The following is a 22,193-nucleotide window of genomic DNA, read 5'->3' as shown; positions in this document are numbered from 1 at the left end:
GGCGCTGTCTAACGCCAACCTCCTTGAGTGTGGGACCAGTTGCCACCCGATTTCACGACGGCACGCCGCCGTTGGCCGTCAGTGGACCGGCGCTCGGCGCAGCCGCAGCGTCACCAGTTCGAAGGGCCGCAGGCGCAGAGCGACGCGCGCGCCGTCGCACGACGGCGTCGCCTCGGGCAGCGGGCGTTCCAGCAAGTCCGTCGCCGTGACGTCCGCGACCTCGAAGTGCGCCGCGAGCGTGGCCCGTACCCGGCCGCCGTGGGCCTCGTGCAGGCGCACCACCACATCTCCGCTGCCGTCGTCGGCCAGCTTGACGGCCGTGATCACGACGGCCTCCCGGTCCACCGTCACCAGGGGCGCCACCTTCCGCGCACCGGTCACCGACCGCTCCGGCAGGTTGATCCGCCAGCCTTCGCGCACCGCGTCGCCGATGCCCGCACCCGGTACCAGGGCGTGCCGGAAGCGGTGGACGCCCTGGTCGGTCTCGGGGTCGGGGAAGCGCGGGGCGCGCAGGAGGGACACGCGAACCGTGGTGGTCGTACCGCGGTCGCCCTCGGCGCGGACGGTGCGGGTCACGTCGTGGCCGTACGTCGAGTCGTTGACGACGGCGACGCCCCAGCCCGGCTCCTCCAGGTGGACGAAACGGTGGTTGCAGGCCTCGAACTTGGCCGCCTCCCAGCTGGTGTTGGTGTGCGTGGGGCGGAAGAAGTGCCCGAACTGGGTCTCCGACGCGTACCGTTCCGCGTGCACATCCAGCGGAAAGGCCAGCTTCAGGAACTTCTCCGTCTCGTGCCAGTCGACCTCCGTGTCGAGCAGCAGCCGCCGCTCCCCCGGCGCGAGCGACAGCACCTGGGTGACGCGGGAGGCGCCGAAGGACCGGACGATCCGTACCGATGCCTCGTCGTCGCCGGGGGTGACCTCGTCCGCCTCGGTCAGGTCGGTGACCGTGTTGCGGTAGAACTCGTCGACGTCCCAGGCGTCCCACATGTTGGGGAAGTCCGGGTGGAGCTGGAGGAGTCCGGCGGCTCGGCCGGGGGCGATGGTCTCGCGGTCGGCCTCGATGTCGTACGCCGACACGACCAGGCCCTGCGCGTCGATCTCGATGCGCAGCAGGCCGTTGTCGAGGACGAACCCGCCGCCTTGCCGTGCCGTCCGTGCCGTCCGGCCCTCGGTCACCGAGGTGCGCGCACCGCCCGCCGGTACGCCGTCGCGCGTGTGCGGGGCCGCGTTGAAGACGAGCTCGGTCCCGCCCTCGCCCGCCAGGGCCCGCTGGGCGGAGTCGATGATCGCGGTCAGCTCACCTGCGAGACGGTCGTACGTCGCCCGCGCCTCACGGTGCACCCATGCGATGGACGAGCCGGGCAGGATGTCGTGGAACTGGTGCAGCAGCACCGTCTTCCAGATGCGGTCCAACTCCTCGTACGGGTAGGGGAACCCGGCACGTACGGCGGCCGTCGCGGCCCACAGTTCGGCCTCGCGCAGGAGGTGTTCGCTGCGGCGGTTGCCCTGCTTGGTCCTGGCCTGGCTGGTGAGGGTGGCGCGGTGGAGTTCGAGGTAGAGCTCGCCCACCCAGACGGGCGGATCGGGGTACTCGGCCTCGGCCTTCGCGAAGAACTCCGCCGGGGTCTCCCAGGTGACCGTCGCCGAGCCTTCCAGGCTGCGCAGCCGGGCCGCCTTGGCGACCATCTCCCGGGTCGTGCCGCCGCCTCCGTCGCCCCAGCCGGTGGGGGCGAGGGAGTGCCGGGCGACCCCCTTGTCCTTGAAGTTGCGGGCCGCGTGGGCGATTTCGCTGCCCTTCATCGAGCAGTTGTAGGTGTCGACGGGCGGGAAGTGGGTGAAGATCCGGGTGCCGTCGATGCCCTCCCACTGGAAGGTGTGGTGCGGGAACCTGTTGGTCTGGGACCAGGAGATCTTCTGCGTCAGCAGCCACCTGGAGCCGGCCGCCTTGATGATCTGGGGCAGTCCGGCGGCGAAGCCGAAGGTGTCGGGCAGCCAGGCCTCGTCGTTCTCGATGCCGAACTCGTCGAGGAAGAACCGCTTGCCGTGCACGAACTGCCGGGCCATCGCCTCCGAGCCCGGCATGTTGGTGTCCGACTCCACCCACATCCCGCCGGCCGGCACGAACCGCCCGTCCGCCACCGCCTTCTTCACCCGCGCCCACACCTCGGGCCGGTGCTCCTTCACCCACGCCCACTGCTGGGCCTGCGACATGGCGAAGACGAAGTCGGGCTCGTCCTCGATGAGCGCGGTCATGTTGGAGGTCGTCCGGGCCACCTTGCGCACGGTCTCCCGCAGCGGCCACAGCCACGCCGAGTCGATGTGCGCGTGCCCGACGGCGCTGATGCGGTGGGCGGACGGGACGGCGGGGGTGGCCAGCACGTCGGCCAGCCGTTCCCGTGCCCGCGCCGCGGTGCCGCCCACGTCCTGGAGGTCGATCGCGTCCAGCGCCTTCTCCACCGCCCGCAGGATCTCCCAGCGCCGCGCCGACTCCACCGGCAGTTCGGCCATCAGCTCGCCGAGCACCTCCAGGTCGATGACCAGCTGCCAGACGTCCTCGTCGAGGACGGCGAGGTCCATCCGGGCGAGCGTGTACTGGGGTTCGCTGCCGGCGGTCTCCTTGTCGCCGAGTTGCGTGGGCAGGAAGGGGTGGTAGTCGAGGATGACGGGGTTGGAGGCCGCCTCGATGTGCAGCCGCACCTGCTCGCCGCCCGCCACGGGGGCGCCGACACGCACCCACTGGTTGCGCGGGTTGAGCCCCTTCACCGGGGTGCCGTCGGGCCGGTAGACCAGGCCCTCGCACTGGAAGCCTGGCATGTTCTCGTCGAACCCGAGGTCGAGGAGGGCCTCGACCGTCCTCCCGGCCCACGCCTCGGGCACGGTGCCGGTGACCCGGAACCAGCTGGTGCCCCAGGGAGCACCCCAGCGCGCACCCACCTCGATCGGCTCGGGTTCGGCCGCGAGTCCCTCGGCCACCGGCACCGGCTCGCCGGGCGCATGCCACACCGCCACCTCCAGCGGCACGGACTCGGGGTACACGGCGGGGCGGATGCGCTCGTCGAGGACGCGCTTGAGGCGGGCTTCGACCAGGCTGCGGTCGTCATGCATGCGGGCTGCTCCATAGGTCGTCCGGGCGGTTGCTTACCGGCGGGTGGTTACCAGCGATGGGTGACGGTCGCGGGGGCTGACGTGGTGTAGAGCTCCCCTACGGCACGCAGTTCGAACCGCGCCGCCTCTTCGCCCTGTTCGGGTCGCAGGCCGCCGACGAAGAACGCGCGCTGGCAGGTGCCGCCGAGGAAGCGCCGGGTGCCGTCGGGGAGGACGCGGTGCAGGGTGTGATGGCGTACGTCGCCGGGGGCCGGGGTCCAGGCGAAGCGCAGGTCGCCGCCCGAGGCCGCGGTGATGCGCGGTGCGGTGGGCGCGGCGGGTGTGTGCGGGGTGTCGCGCACCGCGAGACCACCGAGCCGCCACCGCACGGGTCCACCGTCGGCCGCGGTGAGCCGGACGCCGATCGCGTGCACGGTGCCGGTCAGCTCTGTGAGCCGTACGGCCGCGGTCTGCCAGCCGTCGGCCGAGGTCACCGGGAGGTAGGTGTACGGCGGGGTGGCCCCCGGCGCGGTGGGCTCGGCGGTGGCCACGGCCAACTCCACGCGCACGCTCCCCACGTCGGTCCGGTGGGTCAGCTCGACGACCGTGTCCGCGGTGATCGGCAGCCGGGTCGCATACACCTCCACCACCGCGGGCTCGTCCAGCTCACCGTCGACGAGCACACTGCTGCCACCACGCCACGCGTCCGCGAAGTCGAAGCGCACAGCGGGCCGCTGCCCCGCGGTGTGCACGACCCAGCGCCGGGACGGCAGCCGGTCCTGCAGGCCGAGGTGGTTCCAGGGCGCGTCGGACGTCACCTCCCCGTCCTCGTACCACCGCAGCCCGTGCCCGGTGTTGAACACGCTCGCGAACGGCACCGAGGTGACCGTCGACCGGTCGGCGACCGACACGGCCGGCGCCCGCCAGCTGTCGGTACCGTCCGGCCGCGACGGATCCAGCGACCGCCCGCTCCAGAACCGGTCGTCCGCGGCGTGGAAGGCCTCCGGCTCGCGCCCGTCCGCCGGCAGGTGATTGCGCGTCCACTCGGGCCGGTAGAAGCCCACCGACACGACGTGCGCCTTGTCGCGCGGCACCATCGCGTCCCAGTTCACCGTCGAGTTCCAGCCGTTCGCCTCGACGTCCACGCCTGCCCACAACTCGTAGCGGCTGCGCCCCAGTCGATCGGCCCGCTGCCCTGACGACGCCAGCTTCGCCGCGGTCCACCGGAAGTCGACGAACATGTCGTCGGCGGCCTGGAAGAACGCCTCGTTCTGGGAGTTGAGCGCCCCCTGCCAGCTCACAGCACCGCTCACGGTCATCGAGTCGTACCAGGTCACCCGCTGTGCCTTGGCCTTGGCGAGCTCCTTCAACTCCCGCATGAAACCCAGCATGTCGGCACCCAGCGCCGCGTTCCCGCCGCTCGTCTCGGCGTTGACGAACCACCCGTCGAACCCGTACGCGTCCGCGACCGCGACCAGCCGTTCGGCCAGCGGATACCGTCCGGCCGCGTCCTTCTGCACCAGGTCACGGGTCCACCGCAACTGACCGCCGTAGGCGACGGGCGGCAGGAAGACGTTGCCGAGGACGGGCACTCCGTGCCGGTGAGCGGCGTCGACGATCGGCGCGTTCGGCGCGAGGATCAGCCCCTCCCCCGACGAGCCTCCCCAGAACACCAGCTCGTCGATGTACGCCCAGTGCGTGAGGGCGTAGTAGTCGGCGGTGGCCGAGCCCTGGGAGGGGTTTGCGGCGGTGGGCCCGAAGGACACCAGGGACTGGATCCGGGCCTGCCCCGCGCAAGCGGTCGAGTTCGCGGGGGTCGGGGTGAAGCGCGCGGCCAGCGGTACGGTCGCCGCGTTGAAGGCGAGGTCCGGGTCGTCGGCCGGGCGCCAGGACTTCAGGCTGCGCCAGGTGATGCCGGTGCCCGGGGTGCCGGAGGGCAGCGAGTCGGGGTACCAGTAGGAGGCGTACGGCTGGAGCGCGGCTGCCTTGTTTCTGGGGGCGGCTGCCGCGGTCGATGAGGTGAGTGGCAGCGAGGTGGCCGCGGCGGCGGCGCCGGCGAGCAGGACGGTGCGTCTGGTGGGGTTCACGTGCGGGTTCCTCCTTGTGGGGTGGGGAGTACCTGGTCGGACGTGACGACTTCGGTGATGCCGCGCGCGCGGAGGTGGCCGGCGTCGGCGGCATGCGTGTCGAGGACGGTGGTGGGGCGGGCGCCGTCGGCGACCAGCCGGAAGAAGGCGTCGTAGACGGAGCCGCCGGGCGCGCACAGCGAGCGTGTGGCCGGGTCGGCGGGCACCACGAGGGCGGTCGTGCGGGGTGCCGGGGCGTACGTGTGCTCGCTCGCCGCCTTCGCCAGCACCCGGGCGATGTCCTTGGGCTCGCGGCCGTTGGTGAGCAGGCCGAGCCCGTACTCGAGCGCCGGGAAGTCGGCGAGGTCCCGCGACACGTCATGGGAGCACCACCAGGTGATGCCCCACAGGTCGGGGCAGTCGAGGGCGTTGGTGACGGTGGCTTCGGTGAAGGCGGCGGCATGCTCGGCGGGGACGAGGGGCGCGGGCGCGCCGACCTCCTGGAGCCAGACGGGCCGGTGTGGGGCGTCGGCCCAGGCCTTGCTCAGCTCGATGAGGTACGCGGCGTGGTGTTCCGTGGGGACGGACGTACGGCCGTGCCGCTGAGCGGTGCCGTTGAAGACCCAGGAGTGCACGGCCGTGACGGCACCCAGCCGGGCTGCCTGGGCCGGGGTGAACGGCTGGTCGTCCTGGTACCAGGTGGCGTCGTACTCGGCGTGCAGGTGCAGCCTGCCGGGGGCGCCCTCCTCGCAGGCGGCGAGCAGGCGCGTGAGCCAGGCGTCGATCTGGTCGGACGTCGCCCGGTCGGGGTCCGGGTGGGGTCCCGCCGTGAACTGGTTGACCTCGTTGCCGAGGGTCATGCCGATGAAGTTGGGCCGGTCGGCGAGGGCGGCGGCGAGCGTACGCAGGTAGGAGGCCTGGCCGTCGACGACGTCCGGGTCGGTGAACAGGTTGCGCCGGTGCCAGGTCCGCGTCCACGCCGGCAGGAAGTCGAAGCTGCTCAAGTGCCCTTGCAGGCCGTCCACGTTGACGTCGAGCCCGCGTTCGGCGGCCGCGTCGGCGAGCTGGACGAGCTGCTCGACGGCCCGCTCGCGGATCAGGGTGCGGTTCGGCTGGAAGTACGGCCACAGCGGGAAGACGCGGATGTGGTCGAGGCCCAGCGCGGCGATCGAGTCGAGGTCGGCACGTACGGAGTCGAGGTCGAAGTCGAGCCAGTGGTGGAACCACCCAACGCTTGGGGTGTAGTTGACGCCGAAGCGCACGGCAGGAGGCATGCGGTGTCCTTGGACTCAGTGGGAGGTTCAGCCCTTCACCGCGCCCTCGCCGACTCCGCGGAAGAAGTACCGCTGCAGACAGGCGAAGAGGGCGATCAGCGGCGCGACGGCGATGATCGTGCCGGCCGCGACGAGGCGTTCGTCGTTGGCGAAGGTGCCGTGCAGGTAGTTGAGGCCGATGGTCAGGGTGAACTTGGACGGGTCGCTCAGCACGATGAGCGGCCACAGGAAGTCGTCCCAGGCACCCATGAAGGCGAAGATGGCGACGACGGCGATCGTGCCCTTGACCGACGGCAGGGCGATGCGCAGGAACCGCTGCCAGACGTTGGCCCCGTCGACGTAGGCGGCCTCCTCGATCTCGAACGGCAGATTGAGGAAGGCGTTGCGCATCAGCAGGACGTTCATGGCGCCGATGCAGCCGGGCAGGACGACGCCGATGAGGGTGTTGTTGAGGCCGAGCTCCCGCATGGTGGTGAACTGGGCGATGATGATGCCCTCCACGGGCACGAGCATCGCGAGGATGAAGGCCAGGGTGGCCACGCGGCGGCCCCGGTAGCGCAGCCGGGCCAGGGCGTAGCCGGCGAGTGCCGAACCGACGCAGTTGGTGACGACGTTGGCGGTGGCGACCTTCAGCGAGTTGAGGGCGTAGTCCCAGACGGGGATGGTGTCGGCGACCCGCTCGTAGTTGTGCAGGGTGGGGTCGCCGGGCAGGAACTTCGGCGGGGAGCTGAAGATGTCCTCGGTGGGGCCCTTGAGGGAGGTCGACAGCTGCCAGAGGAACGGGCCGACCGTGAGGGCGAGTACGGCGAGCAGGAGCAGGTAGCGCAGGGCGAGTTCCCCCACCCGGACGCGGCGGCCGTGTTCGTCGGTGACGCGGGGTTCACGCGCGACGGCCGGCTGCCTCGAAGCGGCGGGCCGTACCTTTTCCAGCACGCTCATGACTCGTCCCTCCGGTCGGCGCGCAGCACGAGCAGCATCAGCGCGACGGTGACGACGAAGACGACCACCGAGATGGCGGAGGCGTAGCCGACCCGGCCGGTCAGGCCGGTGCCGGTGCGCTGGACGAGCATGACGAGGGTGGTGTCCTCGCCCGCCGGGCCGCCGCTCGGGCCGGCCATCAGGTACACCTCGGAGAACACCTTGAACGCGGCGACCGACGACAGGGCCCCGACCAGGACCATGGTGGAGCGGACAGCGGGCACGGTGACCGTGAGGAAGCGGCGGATCGCGCCGGCTCCGTCCACGGCCGCCGCCTCGTGCAGTTCGCGCGGAACATTGGCGAGCGCCGCCAGATAAATGATCATGTAGTAGCCGAGGCCCTTCCAGACCGTCACGGTCATGGCGCTCAACAGCAGCAGCCACTGGTCGCTGAGGAAGCCGACGCGGCCGACCCCGATCGTCTCCAGGAGCGAGTTCACCAGCCCCCGCTCGTCGAGCAGCCACACCCAGATCAGTCCGACGACGACGATCGAGGCGACGACCGGGGTGTAGAAGGCGGACCGGAAGAAGGTGATGCCGGGGATGTTCTTCTGCACGAGCAGCGCGAGCAGCAGCGGCAGGACGACGAGGGCGGGGACGACGCCTACGACATACAGCGTGCTGTTGCGCAGGCCGATCCAGAACATGTCGTCGTTCAGCAGCTCGTGGAAGTTGGCGAGGCCCACGAACCGGCCCGGGATCAGGGTGCGGCGGTCGGTGAAGGCGTTGGCCAAGGTGGAGACGAACGGGTAGAGGATGAAGGCGCCGGTGATCAGCAGGCCCGGGGCGGCGAACAGCCAGGGGCTGGTGGGCAGTTGGCGCCGCACTCGAAGGGCGCGTGCGACGGCAGAGCTCGCCATGACGGCTCAGCCCTGCTGCTGAAGGAGCCGGTCGCAGGCCTCGACAGCGTTGTCAAGAGCTTGCTTCGGACTCTCCTTGCCCTGCAACGCCTTGGCGACCTCGTTGCGCAGCTCGGTCTTCATCTGCTCGCTGAACAGCACGGGCGTGTAGTTGACCGCGTTCTTCAGCGACTTGGCGGCGGCGATACGCACCCGCGTCTCATCCGTCCCGTCCTCCTTGGTGAAGTAGGGGTCGTCGAGCGAGCCGGCGGTGCTGGGGAAGATGGCGACCTGCTTGGCGAACGACATCTGGTGCTCGGCGTCGGTGACGTAGTGGGCGAACGCGACCGCGGCGGGCGCACGCTTCGTCTGCGCGTTGACCATCACGCCCATCACATACATGTTGACGTGACCGGTGCTGGTGATCTGATCGGTGATCCCGATGTTCTTGTACAGGTTGGGCGCCTGCTTCTTGAAGTTGCCGAGGTCCAGTGCGCTGCCGGGGTTCATGGCGACGGCCCCGGTGAGGAACTTCTTGCCGGACGACTCGGGGGTGGCGGTCAGCGCCTGCGGGTCGAGGGCCTTGGCGTCGTACAGCTCCTTGTACTTGGTGAGGAGTTCGACCCCCTTGGCATCGTTGAAGGAGAAGGCGGTGCCCTCCTTGTTCATGAGCTCGACGCCGTAGCGGCCGAAGTCCTCGATGGTGGGCACGTTGGCGAGGGTGGCGACCTTGCCGTCGGTCTCCTTCGCCATCTTCAGCGCGGCGGCGAAGACTTCGTCGTACGTCTTCGGCGGCTGGTCGGGGTCGAGTCCCGCCTTGCTGAAGAGGGACTTGTTGTAGAAGAGCGGGCCGGTGTTGAGGTACCAGGGGAAGGCGTACGTGCCGGCCGTGCCCGGTATCCGGTGGCTGGCCCAAGCCCCCTCCAGATACTCCTTCTTGTACTGGGACGCCGCCTTGTCGAGGTCGAGCGCGAGGCCGGCCTTGGCGAGCGGGGCGACCAGGTCGGGCGAGACGTTGACGACGTCCGGGAGCGTGCCGCCTGCGGCATCGGCGCTGATCTTGTCGGCGTAGCCCTCGGCGGGCTGGTCGATCCACTTCACGTCGGTGCCGGGGTACTTCTTCTCGAAATCGGCGATCAGGCCCTCGAAGTAGGGCTTGAAGTTGGCGCGGAGATTCCAGGTCTGGAAGGTGATGTCGCCCTCGATCTTGCCGGAGGCGTCGGTCGATCCGCCGCCGTCCCCGCCCGAGCCGCAGGCGCTCAGCGGCAGGACGACACAGATGGCAGCGGCGGCAAGGGCTCTGCGGGAAATGGGCACGGTGAACCGGCCTCCTTCGCGGCGGGGTTGGGGAACGAGGCAGACCTTGCCCGCCCCTCCTCGAGCACGTCAACGGGTCCTGCGGCGCTAATTTCATTAGTGGCTAATACGCATTAGGTTGACTGAGCTGAACCGCATTAGTGATAGTGGGCGCGGTCATGCCTCGGCGAAAGGGGAAACACCGTGTCGGGCAAGCGCTCACCGGCTCGCCGGCCCACCATGAAGGACATCGCCCGGCACGCCGGTGTATCCCAGAGCGCCGTCTCCTTCGCGCTGAACGGCCGGCCCGGCGTCTCCGACGTCACCCGCGACCGGGTCCGCCGGGTCGCCGAGCAGTTGGGCTGGCGGCCCAGTACGGCGGCCCGGGCGCTGTCCGGGGAGGGCGCGGCGACGGTCGGCCTCGTGCTGGCGCGGCCCGCGGACACCCTCGGGGTGGACTCCTTCTTCCTCCAACTCGTCTCGGGCATCCAGGAGGTGCTGGCCGAGCGCCACCTCGGGCTGCTCTTCCAGATGGCCGAGGACATCGCCGACGAGTGCGCGGTGTACCGGCGCTGGTGGGCCGAACACCGGGTGGACGGGGTCCTCGTGGTCGACCCCCGCACCGACGACCCGCGCCCCGACCTCCTCGACGAACTCGGCCTGCCCGCCGTGGTGATCGGTGGCCCACCCGACGAACGCCACCTGGGCCTCTCGACCGTCTGGGCCGACGACGCGGGCGCGATGGCCTCCGTGGTGGACGGCCTGCACGCCCTCGGCCATCGGCGGATCGTCCACATCGCCGGCCTGCCCGGGCTCGCCCACACCGAACGCCGGATCCGCACCCTGCGTGCCGAGGCCGGCCGCCGCGGTCTGACCGAGGTGGAGTCCGTGACCACCGACTACTCGGACGCCGAGGGCGCGGCGGTCACCCGCCGGGTCCTGGAGGGCCCCACACCCCCGACCGCCCTGATCTACGACAACGACGTGATGGCCGTCGCCGGGGCGGCCGCCGCGGCCGAACTCGGCTTCTCCGTACCGGCGGACGTCTCGGTGGTGTCCTGGGAGGACTCCGCGCTGTGCCGCATGGTCAAGCCGTGGCTGTCCGCGTTGTCCCGGGACAGCGTGGAGTTCGGCCGTACGGCAGCGCGTGAGCTGACCGCCCTCGTGGACGGGGGGTCGGCACGGGCGGTGCGGGTGCCGGTGCCGCGGTTGATCGAGCGGGGCAGTACCGGGGTTGTGCGGGGCGCGTGACCACCAGTTCTTCCGGGTACGTCATGACGACGCTCTCTCCACGCGCAGGCCCTGAAGCCCCTCGTAGGCGGCCGTCACGATCTCCATCCCCCGTGTGTCCTCCGCGGGTTCGCGCATCTGCTGCGTCACATACGCCACCACCATCCGGCTGTCGGGCTCGATCATCACCAGGGATCCGCCCCAGCCGCCCCAGCCGTAGGCGCTGCCGAACAGGCCGTACCCCAGGCCCCACCGCATGGGCATGCCCAGGACGCGGTCGTCGCCGTCGAACTGTTCCTCGCACGCGCGGTCGCAGCCGGCCCGGGACAGCAGCCGCACCCCGTGCACCTCTCCCCCGCAGGCCAGAAGGGACTGCACGAGGGCCACCGAGCGGGCGTTGCCGAAGCCGCTCGCCGCGGGGATCTGCGCGCGGCGCCAGGCCACGCTGTTTCCGTCCCGGACGCGCACGCCGTTCCCCGCCTCTGAGCCCGCCGGGTTGCCGGGCGCACTCGCCGCATAGTCCTCGCCCTGCCCCGTCGGCGGGATCGTCCGGGCGACCCGGTGGTCGTGCTCGGCCGACAGCCCGATGTGGAAGTCCGCGCCCAGCGGCCCGGTCACCTCTTCGGCGAGGAATTCGCCCACGCTGCGGCCGGTGACACGGCGTACGACCTCGCCGACGAGGAATCCCTGGGTGAGCGAGTGGTATCCGGCCGCCGTGCCCGGCTCCCATCGAGGGGCTCGTGCGGCGAGGCGGGCGGTGGCGGAGGGCCAGTCGTAGAGGTCCTCGGCCTGCGCGTCCCAGTCGGGCAGGCCGGCGGTGTGCGCGAGCAGATGCCGTACGAGCACCTTCTCCTTGCCCGCCGCGCCGAACTCCGGCCAGTAGCGGGAGACCGGCGCGGTGAGATCGAGTTCGCCACGGTCGGCGAGGACGAGGGCGCACAGCGCCGTCATCGTCTTGGTGACGGACCAGACGTTGACGATCGTGTCGCGCTCCCACGGGATCGTGCGGCCCGCGTCCGCGAAGCCGCCCCACACGTCCACCACCGGCTCGCCGTCGACGAAGACCGCGACGGAGCCGCCGGCGTCCCCGGCGTCCAGCGTGGCGGCCAGCGCGTTCGGCACGGCGGTGAACAAGTCGTCGTAGGAGCCCTGAATGTCGGCCATTGCCCTATCCAGCCCGCGCCGGCCCGCGCCGGTCAACCGAATTTCAGAGCCCCGACCGGTACCCCCCGAACTCCACGGTTGATCGAGCCGGGCAGCACGCGGCAGGCGAGCGAAGTACGGCCGCTACGATGAGCAGTCCGTCCCATCACGCAGAAGGGCAAGGGGACTTGGGCGAGGAAACGGACGTGACGGTCCCGGTCGAGGTGGACGGGCAGAAGATCCTCGTCTCCGTCGGCCCGGCCGGCCCGCAGACGGGCGTCGGCCTGGCCGAGGAGCAGGAGATCGGCTGGCGGGCCCCGCGTCTGGAGCCCGTACTCGACAGCCTGACCGCCGTGGCGCGGGCGATGGGCACGCGGCTTCAGCAGACCGGCGCGTCCAAGGCGACGGTCGAGTTCGGCTGCGACGTCTCCCTCGACACCGGCCAGTTGCTGGCCGTGGTCGGCAAGGCTTCCTCGAAGTCGGCGTGGAAGGTGACGCTGGAGTGGACCACTCCGCAGACCGGGGAGTCTCCGCAGGCGTAGGCGTGGACCACTGGCGAGGACTGCTGGAGGCCGCCACCGTCGCCCTGGACCTCCCGGGAGGCAGCGGCGGTGGTACGGGCTTCGTCCTCGCCCCCGGAACCGTGGTCACCTGCGCGCACGTCGTCGCCGGGGCGGGCGAGGTACGGGGGCGGATCGTGGCGACGCGGGTCGAACTCACCCTGACGGTGTCCGAGGAGTCACTGCATCGCGCGGCGAACGGCCTGGACATCGCGTTCCTGCGCTTCGACGCTCCGACGCCCTCGCCGCCGCACGTGCTGACGGCCCCTCACGCCTCGCTCGGCGACCGCATGTGGGTCTACGGGCATCCGCGCGGCGACTACCGCGCGGGCCAGTGGGCCGCCCTGGAGTACCAGGGCGACTCCCGGCTGGCCCACGACGACCCCATGCCGATGCCGCGTGGCTACGGCACGCCGGTCGGCGAAGGCTTCAGCGGCAGTCCGGTGGTCAACCAGCGCACCGGCGGGGTGTGCGGGATGCTCGCGCGCTCCAACAAGTCGGGCAGCACGCACATGGTCCCGCTCTCCGAGATCCTGGCCCGCTGCCCGGCCCCGGCACCGCCCTTGTCCTGGCTGGACGCGCTCACCGACGAGCAGTTGCGGGCCGGGGAGTTCCAGCACCCCGGTGCCCGCCTGCGCGACTACCTCGCAGCCGCACGCGACACCGCCGACGAGCATCCGTACGCCGCCCTGCTGGCCGACACGCAGGACGTTCCGCTGTCCACGGTGTACGTCCGCCAGGAGTTGTCGCCCATGGACGAAGCGGCCGACGACACGGCTTTCCCGGGACGTGACTCCCGTCGCCCGGGCCGGGGGCGGCCCGCCGCCGGGGACGTCCTCTCCGACAGCCGCCACGTGCTGTTCACCGGCGGCGCCGGCACGGGCAAGTCGAGCCTGCTGCGCCGGCTGACCTGCACCGCGGCCTCGGCCTGGCTGACGGACCCGGCACGGGCACCCTCGTACGTACCCGTGCGTGTCGCCGCCGAGCAGCTGCTGGGCCGTCCCTTCCCGGAGGCGCTGGCCCGGGCGGTCGAACGTGATCTGCCCGGGCTGCGGCGCTCGCTGCCGCCGGCGTTCTTCGAAGCAGGCCCCCTCCCCTCGGTGGACTGGCTGGTCTGCGTCGACGGGCTCGACGAGATCCTGGACCCGGAGGAGCGCGGCAAGGTCATCCGGCTGATCCAGAACTGGGCACCCGAACCGTATCTGCGCTTCGTCGTCGCCAGCCGCTCGCTGGTCACCGCCGAGATGAACCGGCTGAGTGCGCTGGACCGCTATGCGCTGATGGAATTCGGCGACCCGGAGATCAAGGGCGTCGCCCGCGCATGGTTCACGGCACTGGACGTGCCGGATGCCGGGCGGCGGGCGACGGAACTGACGGAGGTCCTGCGCCGCGGCCGCCTCGCCGAAGTCGCCCGCAACCCGCTCTACTTGACGATGATCTGCGTGGTCGCCGCCCTGCACGAGCTGCCCCGCAACCCCGCCGAGCTGTACGCACGGTTCATCGGCATCCTGCGCGAGAAGGGCTCGGCACGCCTGCGGCGCGGCGGCCCGGGCGGCCACGGCATCACCCCGGCCCTGCTGGAGCGGGTGCACGACGTGCTGTACCCGGCGGCCGAAGCGCGGCAGATCGGTGACCAGCGTCCCCTGCTCGACCAGGTGCGGGACCTGCTCGCCGAGCGGTTCCCGGACTCGTACCCCGACCGGGAGACCGTCCTCGGCGCCCTCACCTTCACCGGGCTGGTGCGGCATCACGGCGAGGACCTGCACTTCCTCCACCACACCGTTCAGGAGTACCTGGCCGGACAATCCCTCGCGGACCGTCTCAACCCGAGGGACCCGGAGGCACTGAGGACCGTACGCGAGGCGATCGCGGCCGAACGCCCCAATCTGGTGCTGTTCATGGCCGCCCGCTGGCACGAGCAGGGCATGCCCCTGGAGGAGTTCCTGCGCACCGTGGTGGACGGCGGCGGCTGGCGCGACCTGCTGCTGTGCGCGACGATCCTGAGCGACGAACTGGTGACGGACGAGGAGCTGACGGGGCGGTTCACGCGCGCGGTGATCAAACTGTCCGGTCGGCCCGTCACCGTGGGCGACCTCGATGTGGGCACGGTGCTGGACCGACTGTTCGCCGTGCTCGACGCGCCCGGCCTGGCCGGTGTCGTCACCGATCCCACCGTCCCGCACCAGCTGCGCGTCGAGGCGCTGAAGCACCATGTACGCCGTGACGCCGAACTGGCGGCGGACCTCGCCGCGGGACTGGCCGACGACCGGGACCTGCTGGGCAACCTGCGGGTCGCGGCGGCATCGCTGCTGGCGCGGGCTGGCGATGCCACGGGTGCACGCCGCCGTCTGCTCGCCCTGGCCAAGGATCCCGGTCAGGTCCCCGAGACACGTCAGGCAGCGGCCGTGGCGCTCCTGCCACTGGATCCCCGTGGCGGAACGGCCGCCTTCTGCACACTGCTGCGGACCTCGGAATTTCCCGACCTGGACGTGGACAACGCGCTGCGCGTCCTCCCCGCCGACCTGCCGAAGGCGGCCCGCATCGCGCTGGCCGAGGCCGTGCACGAAAACCCGGTTCTGGCCGATGACCCGTACACGACCCGCTACCTGAAGGGCCTTGTGCTGGCCCCGGTGGAGCCGGAGTTCCTCACCGCACTGTGCGAGGACCCCTCAGCACCCCTGTATCTGCGTCACAGGGCGACAGCGCGCCTTCCCGCTGACCACAGAAGCCGGAACGCGGAGACGGTACGACTCGTGTGCACGCAGGTCGTCAACAGCCCCCGGTCGCCGGAGGACGCCGTGGACATCGCGCTGAGCTGGATCGACGATGTCGACCTGGCCGAGCGGCTGGCGCTGGACGAGGAGCTGAGCGGCCACATCCGGATCGAGGCCGTGACGCGCATCGCCCAGCTCGGTCAGCCGTCCGTGGCCGTGGACCACTTGGAGCGTCTCCTGGCTGATCCCTGGGACCGGTGGAGCCGTGCACGCCTGCCTCGGCTCCTGCGCCACGTCGGGCAGTCGACCAGGTACCGGCAGGTTCTGGTCGAGGCCTGCAACGATCCGGCACTCCCCGTCGACGAACGGCTCAACGACGTGGCCTCACTGCTGGTCCTCGGCGCCACAGACGTACTGCACACGCCTTTGTGGAGCATGGCAACGGATGCGGGCATCGGGGCGGCAGACCGGCTCGAGGCGGTGGAGGCCCTGGACGACGTGGACCCGAAGGGCACCGTGGATCTGCTCACGGAGATCGCGGCGGCGGATGCCCTGCCCTCGGACGTTCGCCAGAGCGCGGCGACGCAACTGCTCGACACCGGCGAACGCGACACCGCGTCGGGACTCCTGCGACGCATCGCCGGCGATCCGCACGCGGGTATGCGCGACCGCATCAAGGCCCTTGGCTCCCTGGCCGAAGTCGACCTGCGCGCCGCTTCCGAGATCCTGCACCGCATCCTCGACGAGGCCGGGCTGCCCGACGAACACCTGTGGAGACTCCTCGACCTCGCCGATGCCCTGACTCCGGAGGCAACGCTCCGCAGACGTCTGGAGGCGCTGATCGACGACGAGTACGTGCCCACGGACTCGCTGCTGAGGTTCGGCGCGGGCTCCTCGCTGTACCGGACGACCGTCGTCCCCGGCATCCGGCGGGCGCTGATCCTTGTCGCGGAGGATCCCGCGGCCGAGCCGCCGGACAGGGCCCGTGCCGCCGCCGACCTGCTGGGCCTGATCCCATACCCGCAGTGGAAAGCCCTGATGGCCCAGGTGAGTCCGGCCCCGATGCACTGTCTGAGTCTCCATCTGACCCTGGGAGGCTATGGCACCTACTCTCACAACCCGACGCTGTGGCAAAGCCTGGCCTTCAGCCAGGACGACGAGGGCGTGATCGTCCCGGCGGGCGCCCTCGCCGGAGTCGATCCCCACGAAGCCGTCACCCGGTGGATCGAGCTCGTCGCGCGTCGACAACCGGAAGCCGTCACCCAACTCGGGCACCTGTGGCTCGTGTTGCACGACGAACGCGCCTCCGCCCGCGTGCGGGAACTGCTCCTGTCCTGGACCCAGGACGCCGGGGCTCCCCTCCAGGAGCGGATCGCTGCGGCCGCGACCGTCGGCGGGAACCTCGACGAGCCCTGGTTCGCCCTGGCCGCCGACCACGCCACGCCGCCGGAACTGCGCGTCGAAGTCTGTGAGTACCTCCCCACGAGCGGAGCCCTCAACCGCATTCCCCTCGCTCGCGCTCTGGCGGCGGACCCGGCCTGCCCCGTCCAGGTCCGCGCACGGGCCGCCGCTCTGCTCGCCGAGGATCTGGGCGCCGAGGGCCGAGGTGTCCTCCAGGAACTCTCCGGCCCCCACACGACCGATCCCGAAGCGCACCTCGCCGCGGCCGGCGCCTGGACAAGGCTCGACGTCGGGAGCGAGGCGGAGGCCGCCTGCCGCCGGGTCCTTGCCGGCGGACGGGCACACGCCCGCCACCGCGTCCTGGCGGCGGGCGAGCTCATGAGGTGGCGCTCCGCACGAGGCTGCGCGAAAGAGGTGCTCCGATCGGTACTCACCGACCGGAGCGTGTCCGTCGCCGTGCGGATCGCAGCGGCCCACACGCTGATCGCGGCCCGCGAGCCCGCCGAGGCGCAACTGGGCCTCCTCCGCCTCGCCCTCGAACTCGAACCCGGCCACGAGGAACGGGCCCACGTCCTCGACCTCCTGCCCGCCGACCTGCCGGCATGCGCCGGGCTCGCACCGCCCCGCACTCCCTGACCGCCGCACCCGATCCCGGGGACGGATTCAGGAGGCCGGTTCGAGCACCACACAGCACCGGCCCGGCGCCGGCGCCAGGAGGGCCTGGAAGGCGGTGTCGCCCGAGGTGGCGAGCGCGCCGCGCAACAGATGCAGGTTCATCCCGCACACCGTTTCAGGATGCTTTCGCGCCAGCGCATGGAAGAGGCAGTTGCCGAGGACAACGGTCTCCCCCTCGCAGCGTGGCTCGAAGCCGTACCGCTCCAGCAGGTCCACGACTCCGGCTGTCGCCTCGTCGCCCAGTCGCTCGCCGAGCGCGGCCGCCTTGCGGTGCAACACCGCGCGTACCGGCTCGCCGGTGGTGTCGGACTCCTCCACGGCCTCGGCCAGCAGTTGCCCGGCCAGTTCGTAGCGCCGCGCGGGCACGCTGACGCCGACTTCCCGATCCGAGCGCCGATACAGCTTGGCCGGCCGCCCGGCACCCGGTCCCGTTCGCCCGCTGCGCCGCTCGTACACGACGTCCAGCAGCCCCTCGTCGGCCAGTCGGTCGAGATGGAACGCCGCCGTCTGCCGCGCCAGCCCCAGGGCCTGGGCGGCCTCGTCCCGGCCCACGGGGTCGGAACTGCGCGCCACGTGCTCGTACAGCCGACGGCGTGTCGGCTCGTCCAGCGCTGCTACGGCGGAGAGGTCGTCGCGAGGTGCTTCCTTCGAGTGATCCACGAACACCAGTGTAAAACCAATCTCCATTGACTAAAGAGACGTGACGCGCTTCTATGGACAAGAGATGTTGTTTATAGAAGGAGGCGCGTCATGTCGTCCGCACCCTCAGCCCCTGCACCCGTCACCGCCCGGCAGACCATCACCACCGACCCCGGCTACCAGGCCTTCTGGATCCTGCGGGTGGGGTTCACCGTCGCACCGGTGCTGTTCGGGCTGGACAAGTTCGCCAATCTGCTCGTCGACTGGCCGGTCTACCTCGCCCCGTGGATCAACGACATCGTCCCCGGCAGCGCACAGGGCGCCATGTATGCCGTCGGCGCCATCGAGATCGTCGCCGGACTGGTCGTCGCGGTGGCGCCGCGCTTCGGGGGCTGGCTGGTGGCCGGCTGGCTCGCGGGGATCATCGTCAATCTGCTGACGATCCCCGACTACTACGACATCGCGCTGCGCGACTTCGGCCTGCTGCTCGGCGCGGTCGCCCTGGCACGGCTCGCCCAGCGCTATCACGGCGCCGGAGCGCGCTGACGCAAGGGGGCAGTCACCGGACCGCCGAGGCCCTGGTGACCGCCCCCTTCAGAGCCGCTTCAGAACCCCTTCAGACTTGCGACCGGTACAGCCCGAACTCCACCAGCCGCACGGCGCCCCGCGATCCGGTGACCCGCACCCGCCAGCGCCGCGCCCGCACGGGAGCGGCGAGCAGCAGGATCCGGCTCGCGCCGATCGCCCCGGCCCGGGTCACCTCCGTCCAGGCGCCGTCGCGCTGCGCCTCGACGACGAAGCTCTCCACCTGCTGCCCGTACCGGATGTCCTCCGCCAGCCGTATCCGGTCCACCTCCTGCTCCTCGCCGAGGTCGACGGTGACTCGGCCAGGTGATGCGGCGGTCCGGGCGCCGCGTGCCAGGTCCTCCGGGAGCTCGCGCTCCACGCGTTCGCGGAACTCCCTCAGCCGCACCACGTCCGCCGCGGGCAGCAGACCGTCCGTGTCCGGCGGGATGTTGAGCAGCAGCACCGAGTTGCGGCCCACGGACCGGAAGTAGATGTCCGTCAACTGCTCGACGCTCTTGGGCTGTTGGTCGGCGTGGTAGAACCAGCCGTCCCGGATGGACACATCGCACTCGGCCGGCCACCACTGGAGGTGGTCGGCGACCGGCTGGGCCCGGACCAGTGCGTCACGGCTGCCCATGTCGGGGGCGTCGTAGGCGAGGGCGTAGTCCGTACGGCCGTAGTCCTTCTCCTGCACCGGCACGACGCTCCACTCGTCCTGCCTCGCCAGCCCGCCCTCGTTGCCGACCCAACGCACGTCCGGCCCGGACACGGCGATCGCGGCGTCCGGCGCCAGTGACCGGACGAGGGTGTACCAGCTGTCCCAGTCGTACTTCTCCACCTTGTCCGGCGGGATGCGCCCCTGCGCACCGTCGAACCACACCTCGTCGATCGGACCGTACTCGGTGAGGACCTCGTAGAGCTGGTTGAGCATATGGGCGCCGTAGTCGGTGGCCGGGAGGGTGTACGTCCGTGAAGGTGTGCGGTCGTCGCCGTCGACGAGGGTCGGGATCGTGCGGTCGGTGCGGGCGCTGCCGTTGGCGTAGACGCCGTGCAGGTACTGGTTCTCGTCGGCCGGTGAGACGTAGACGCCGACCTTGATGCCGTGGCGCCGCATGGAGTCGGCGAAGGAGCGCAGGACGTCGCCCCGGCCGTCGCGCCAGCTGCTGGATGCCACCGAGTGGCCGGTGTAGCGGGACTGGTGGAGCACGAAGCCGTCGTGGTGCTTGACGGTGAGGATGGCGAGCCGGAAACCGCCGTCGCGCAGGGCGCGGGCCCACTGGTCGGTGTCGAGGCCGGTCGGCTGGAACACGTCCGGGTCCTCGTCGCCGGTGCCCCATTCGAGGCCGGTGAACGTGTTCACGCCGAAGTGCAGGAACGCGGTGCGTTCCAGGCGCTGCCAGGCGATCTGCCGTGCGGTGGGGCGGACTTGGGACGCCTTGTGGACGAGGTCGGCCTCGGTGTCGTCGGGGCTGACGGGGATGCGGTAGCGGGGGTCCTCCGATGCGGTGGCGGGTGCCGCCGAGGCGGGTCTCGCCGCGCCGGTCACGGCGAGGGCGGCGGCTGTCGCGACGAAGACGCGTCGGGAAACGGCCATGGAACGACTCCTCGGGTCAAAGTCCTCAGATCAAGATCCTCAGGTCAGTTGCCATACGGCGGGCGTGCGCTGGTCCGGCGGGTACTGCGCGAGTCGGCCGTCGTCGGTCGTGCTCACCGTCATCCGGGTAATGGCGTTGACGAGCCGGTATCCACCGGCCGTGGGCTCCAACTGCCAGCGCTGGAGGGTGCTGTGCGGATCGCACGCTTGTGGCGTCGCCTCCACTCCGGGCTGCAGCGGCACGTTGAGCGTGAGCTTCCCGCCGCGCACCTCGAGGCAGCCGTCCGCCGTCCGTACGGTCACGTAGCCGTCGGCGGTGCGCGTCACCTCGGCCTCGAAGGACCGACCGCGCGTGGCGAAGGTGTACGCCCCGTCCGCCACCGGCACCCGCGTCAGATCCCGCCACCCGGGCGCGTGCCCGACGGCCCTGCCACGTGCGGTGAAGTCGGCGTAGGTGGCATCGGGGTGGGGTTCGCCCCAGGTCGCCTGGGCGATGTGCCGGAGCGCGGGCCACAGGGCCACGGCGACCTCGTTCTCGGTCTCGCCGCGGCCGTTGTCGGGCCAGAGGCTGATCTTCGCGCCGGTGATGCCGTCGCTGGAGGCGAGCTTCTCGCCCTCGAAGCTGCGCGGGTCCCAACTCTGGTCGTACAGCCCCTCGGTGTCACTGTGGAAGCCGCCGCGGACCAGGTACAGGGCGTACGCCGCGTTCATCAACGGATAGCCCTGGGCGCGGAGTCGGCTCGGTTTCGTCGCCACGTTCAGCCAGTGCTCGACCGTCGTTCCCGCGGCCACCGGGACGGTGTTGGCGCCGGTGAGCCCGTCGTTCCAGATGCGCAGTTGCTTGCCCTTGCCCGCCACGTAGGCGTGGACGCGGTTGACAAAGTCGATGAAGGCGTCCTGGGGTGTGGCGTCGGGGCCGTACCTGTCCTGCGCGTACTTCAGGATCTGCGGATACTTGGCGAAGTCGGAGCCGAGCATGTACTCGTCGGCTCCCATGTGCCAGGAGCGGGACGTGAAGACCTGTGCGTACTCGTCCATCAGGCTCGTGTAGTAGGCGAAGGCCTCGGGCCGGGTGATGTCGAGCCGGGCCGGCTGCTTGTTGCCGTCGGAGTCGGTCAGCTGGAGGTCGGGGCGGTTTTCGATCCACGGGTCCATGTGGCCCGGCGAGTTGATCTCGGGGATGATCTCGACGTGGTACCTCTCACCGAGGGCGACCAGGTGACGTATCTCGTCCTTGGTGTAGTAGCCCCAGGTGTTGGCCTCGGGGTGGGCGTCGCTCCTCACCTTCAGTTCGAGGAGCAGCTGGTTGAGCTTGTGGTACGCCATCTCGCGGACCAGGTTCTCCAGCCAGGGCATCGAGACGTGGATGTAGCAGGCGCAGACACCGACACCCCGCTCCTTGTAGCGCGGTACGTCCACCGTGCGGCCGGCGGGGATGCGGTCGCTCTGGGCCAGGAGCTGGAGGAGGGTGCGGGTGCCGTAGAAGGCGCCGCTCTCGGTCGCCGCGGTCACCGACAGCCGCTTGCCGGCGCTGAGTTCGTAGCCCTCCGCACCGAGGGAGGTCCGGGAGGGCTGGACGTCGATAACGATGTCACCAGCTCGGGCACCGCCGCGCACCACGGCAGCCGTGCCGTGTCCCGCGTCGCGGAGGTCGTCGGCGAGGGTGTCGGCCACCCGCCGTTCGCTCGCGCTGTCGGCCACGAGGCGGGCGGAGCGCTCGTAGGTGTAGCTGCCGGATGCCGATGTCCAGTCGGTCAGGGCGGGCACCGTGACCGGCGCCCTCTGCTCCTCCTCCGCGACCGCCGACGCCGACGGCGGCAGCGACGCACCGAAAAACAGCGTCAGCGCCGCCACGACACCGGCCGTTCTCAAGCGGCTCCTCATGAGACTCATAAGACACCCCATTCATCGGATGTCTGATGATTGGGCGGGCCCCAGTGACTGTCAATGACCCATGAAGGGCGCTGTCTTGACTTATTGATCGGATGATGCGCAGGTCAGCAGGGCCGCGCCGAGGAGCGGTGCCGCGAAAAGTCCAAGAAGACCCTCCCGAATATCCAAGCGCCGCACCCCCTCGACGCCGGGCGTGCCGCCGGGCAGAGTGCTCCCTAGATACTCGTGAGTAAGCCCTGG

The 22,193-nt window shown here is 70.8% G+C and carries 14 protein-coding genes; 4 read left to right on the top strand and 10 right to left on the bottom strand.

The features are described from left to right. Positions 1 to 78: 78 nt before the first annotated feature. Genes EHO50_RS32425 through EHO50_RS32400 form a run of 6 tightly spaced genes read right to left on the bottom strand, consistent with a single transcriptional unit; the run spans position 79 to position 9,558 of the window. Positions 79 to 3,105 (bottom strand): alpha-mannosidase, encoded by a 3,027-nt coding sequence (locus EHO50_RS32425; protein WP_128434811.1) that lies wholly within the window; start codon positions 3,103 to 3,105, stop codon positions 79 to 81. Between the two features lie 47 nt (positions 3,106 to 3,152). Then, positions 3,153 to 5,171, bottom strand: coding sequence for an endo-beta-N-acetylglucosaminidase (locus EHO50_RS32420; protein WP_128434810.1), 2,019 nt, complete (start codon positions 5,169 to 5,171; stop codon positions 3,153 to 3,155). Next, positions 5,168 to 6,424: a glycoside hydrolase 5 family protein gene (locus EHO50_RS32415; protein ID WP_128434809.1), complete on the bottom strand. Its 1,257-nt coding sequence runs from the start codon at positions 6,422 to 6,424 to the stop codon at positions 5,168 to 5,170. The genes EHO50_RS32420 and EHO50_RS32415 overlap by 4 nt, the downstream gene beginning before the upstream one ends. Before the next feature lie 27 nt (positions 6,425 to 6,451). Then, positions 6,452 to 7,363: a carbohydrate ABC transporter permease gene (locus tag EHO50_RS32410; RefSeq protein ID WP_128434808.1), complete on the bottom strand. Its 912-nt coding sequence runs from the start codon at positions 7,361 to 7,363 to the stop codon at positions 6,452 to 6,454. Continuing rightward, on the bottom strand, positions 7,360 to 8,262 hold the full coding sequence (locus tag EHO50_RS32405; RefSeq protein ID WP_128434807.1) for a carbohydrate ABC transporter permease: 903 nt from the start codon (positions 8,260 to 8,262) through the stop codon (positions 7,360 to 7,362). Before EHO50_RS32405 ends, EHO50_RS32410 begins: the two co-directional genes overlap by 4 nt. A gap of 6 nt (positions 8,263 to 8,268) precedes the next feature. Then, positions 8,269 to 9,558, bottom strand: coding sequence for an ABC transporter substrate-binding protein (locus tag EHO50_RS32400; protein WP_128434806.1), 1,290 nt, complete (start codon positions 9,556 to 9,558; stop codon positions 8,269 to 8,271). Positions 9,559 to 9,777: 219 nt separating this feature from the next. On the opposite strand from EHO50_RS32400, the gene EHO50_RS32395 reads away from it, so the two are divergent. Continuing rightward, positions 9,778 to 10,788, top strand: coding sequence for a LacI family DNA-binding transcriptional regulator (locus EHO50_RS32395; protein ID WP_128435057.1), 1,011 nt, complete (start codon positions 9,778 to 9,780; stop codon positions 10,786 to 10,788). A gap of 21 nt (positions 10,789 to 10,809) precedes the next feature. On the opposite strand, the gene EHO50_RS32390 is transcribed toward EHO50_RS32395, so the two are convergent. Beyond that, on the bottom strand, positions 10,810 to 11,931 hold the full coding sequence (locus EHO50_RS32390) for a serine hydrolase domain-containing protein (RefSeq protein ID WP_128434805.1): 1,122 nt from the start codon (positions 11,929 to 11,931) through the stop codon (positions 10,810 to 10,812). Between the two features lie 185 nt (positions 11,932 to 12,116). Here EHO50_RS32390 and EHO50_RS32385 point away from each other — a divergent pair, with 185 nt between their 5' ends. Next, positions 12,117 to 12,452 carry a CU044_2847 family protein gene (locus EHO50_RS32385; RefSeq protein ID WP_128434804.1) on the top strand — a complete coding sequence of 112 codons (336 nt, stop codon included), beginning with the start codon at positions 12,117 to 12,119 and terminating at the stop codon, positions 12,450 to 12,452. Further along, the gene (locus EHO50_RS32380) at positions 12,413 to 17,221 is read left to right on the top strand and encodes a serine protease (protein ID WP_128434803.1); all 4,809 of its coding nucleotides are present in this window, start codon (positions 12,413 to 12,415) and stop codon (positions 17,219 to 17,221) included. Before EHO50_RS32385 ends, EHO50_RS32380 begins: the two co-directional genes overlap by 40 nt. Positions 17,222 to 17,248: 27 nt before the next feature. On the opposite strand, the gene EHO50_RS32375 is transcribed toward EHO50_RS32380, so the two are convergent. Continuing rightward, positions 17,249 to 17,926 carry a helix-turn-helix transcriptional regulator gene (locus tag EHO50_RS32375; protein ID WP_246101663.1) on the bottom strand — a complete coding sequence of 226 codons (678 nt, stop codon included), beginning with the start codon at positions 17,924 to 17,926 and terminating at the stop codon, positions 17,249 to 17,251. 84 nt (positions 17,927 to 18,010) lie between these two features. Between EHO50_RS32375 and EHO50_RS32370 the strand changes: the two genes are divergently transcribed. Then, positions 18,011 to 18,445: a hypothetical protein gene (locus EHO50_RS32370; protein ID WP_128434801.1), complete on the top strand. Its 435-nt coding sequence runs from the start codon at positions 18,011 to 18,013 to the stop codon at positions 18,443 to 18,445. A gap of 70 nt (positions 18,446 to 18,515) precedes the next feature. Here the strand turns inward: EHO50_RS32370 and EHO50_RS32365 are convergent, their stop codons facing one another. Together EHO50_RS32365 and EHO50_RS32360 are read right to left on the bottom strand one after the other, a co-directional pair. Next, positions 18,516 to 20,060, bottom strand: a complete 1,545-nt coding sequence (locus EHO50_RS32365) for an alpha-L-fucosidase (protein WP_128434800.1) — start codon at positions 20,058 to 20,060, stop codon at positions 18,516 to 18,518. 39 nt (positions 20,061 to 20,099) lie between these two features. Beyond that, the gene (locus EHO50_RS32360; protein ID WP_425472293.1) at positions 20,100 to 21,944 is read right to left on the bottom strand and encodes a family 20 glycosylhydrolase; all 1,845 of its coding nucleotides are present in this window, start codon (positions 21,942 to 21,944) and stop codon (positions 20,100 to 20,102) included. Between the last annotated feature and the right edge of the window lie 249 nt (positions 21,945 to 22,193).

The sequence above is a fragment of the Streptomyces cyaneus genome (assembly GCF_004028635.1).
Taxonomy (GTDB): domain Bacteria; phylum Actinomycetota; class Actinomycetes; order Streptomycetales; family Streptomycetaceae; genus Streptomyces; species Streptomyces cyaneus.
Note: the sequence above shows the minus strand (reverse complement) of the source record. Positions and strands in the feature narration are given on the sequence as shown.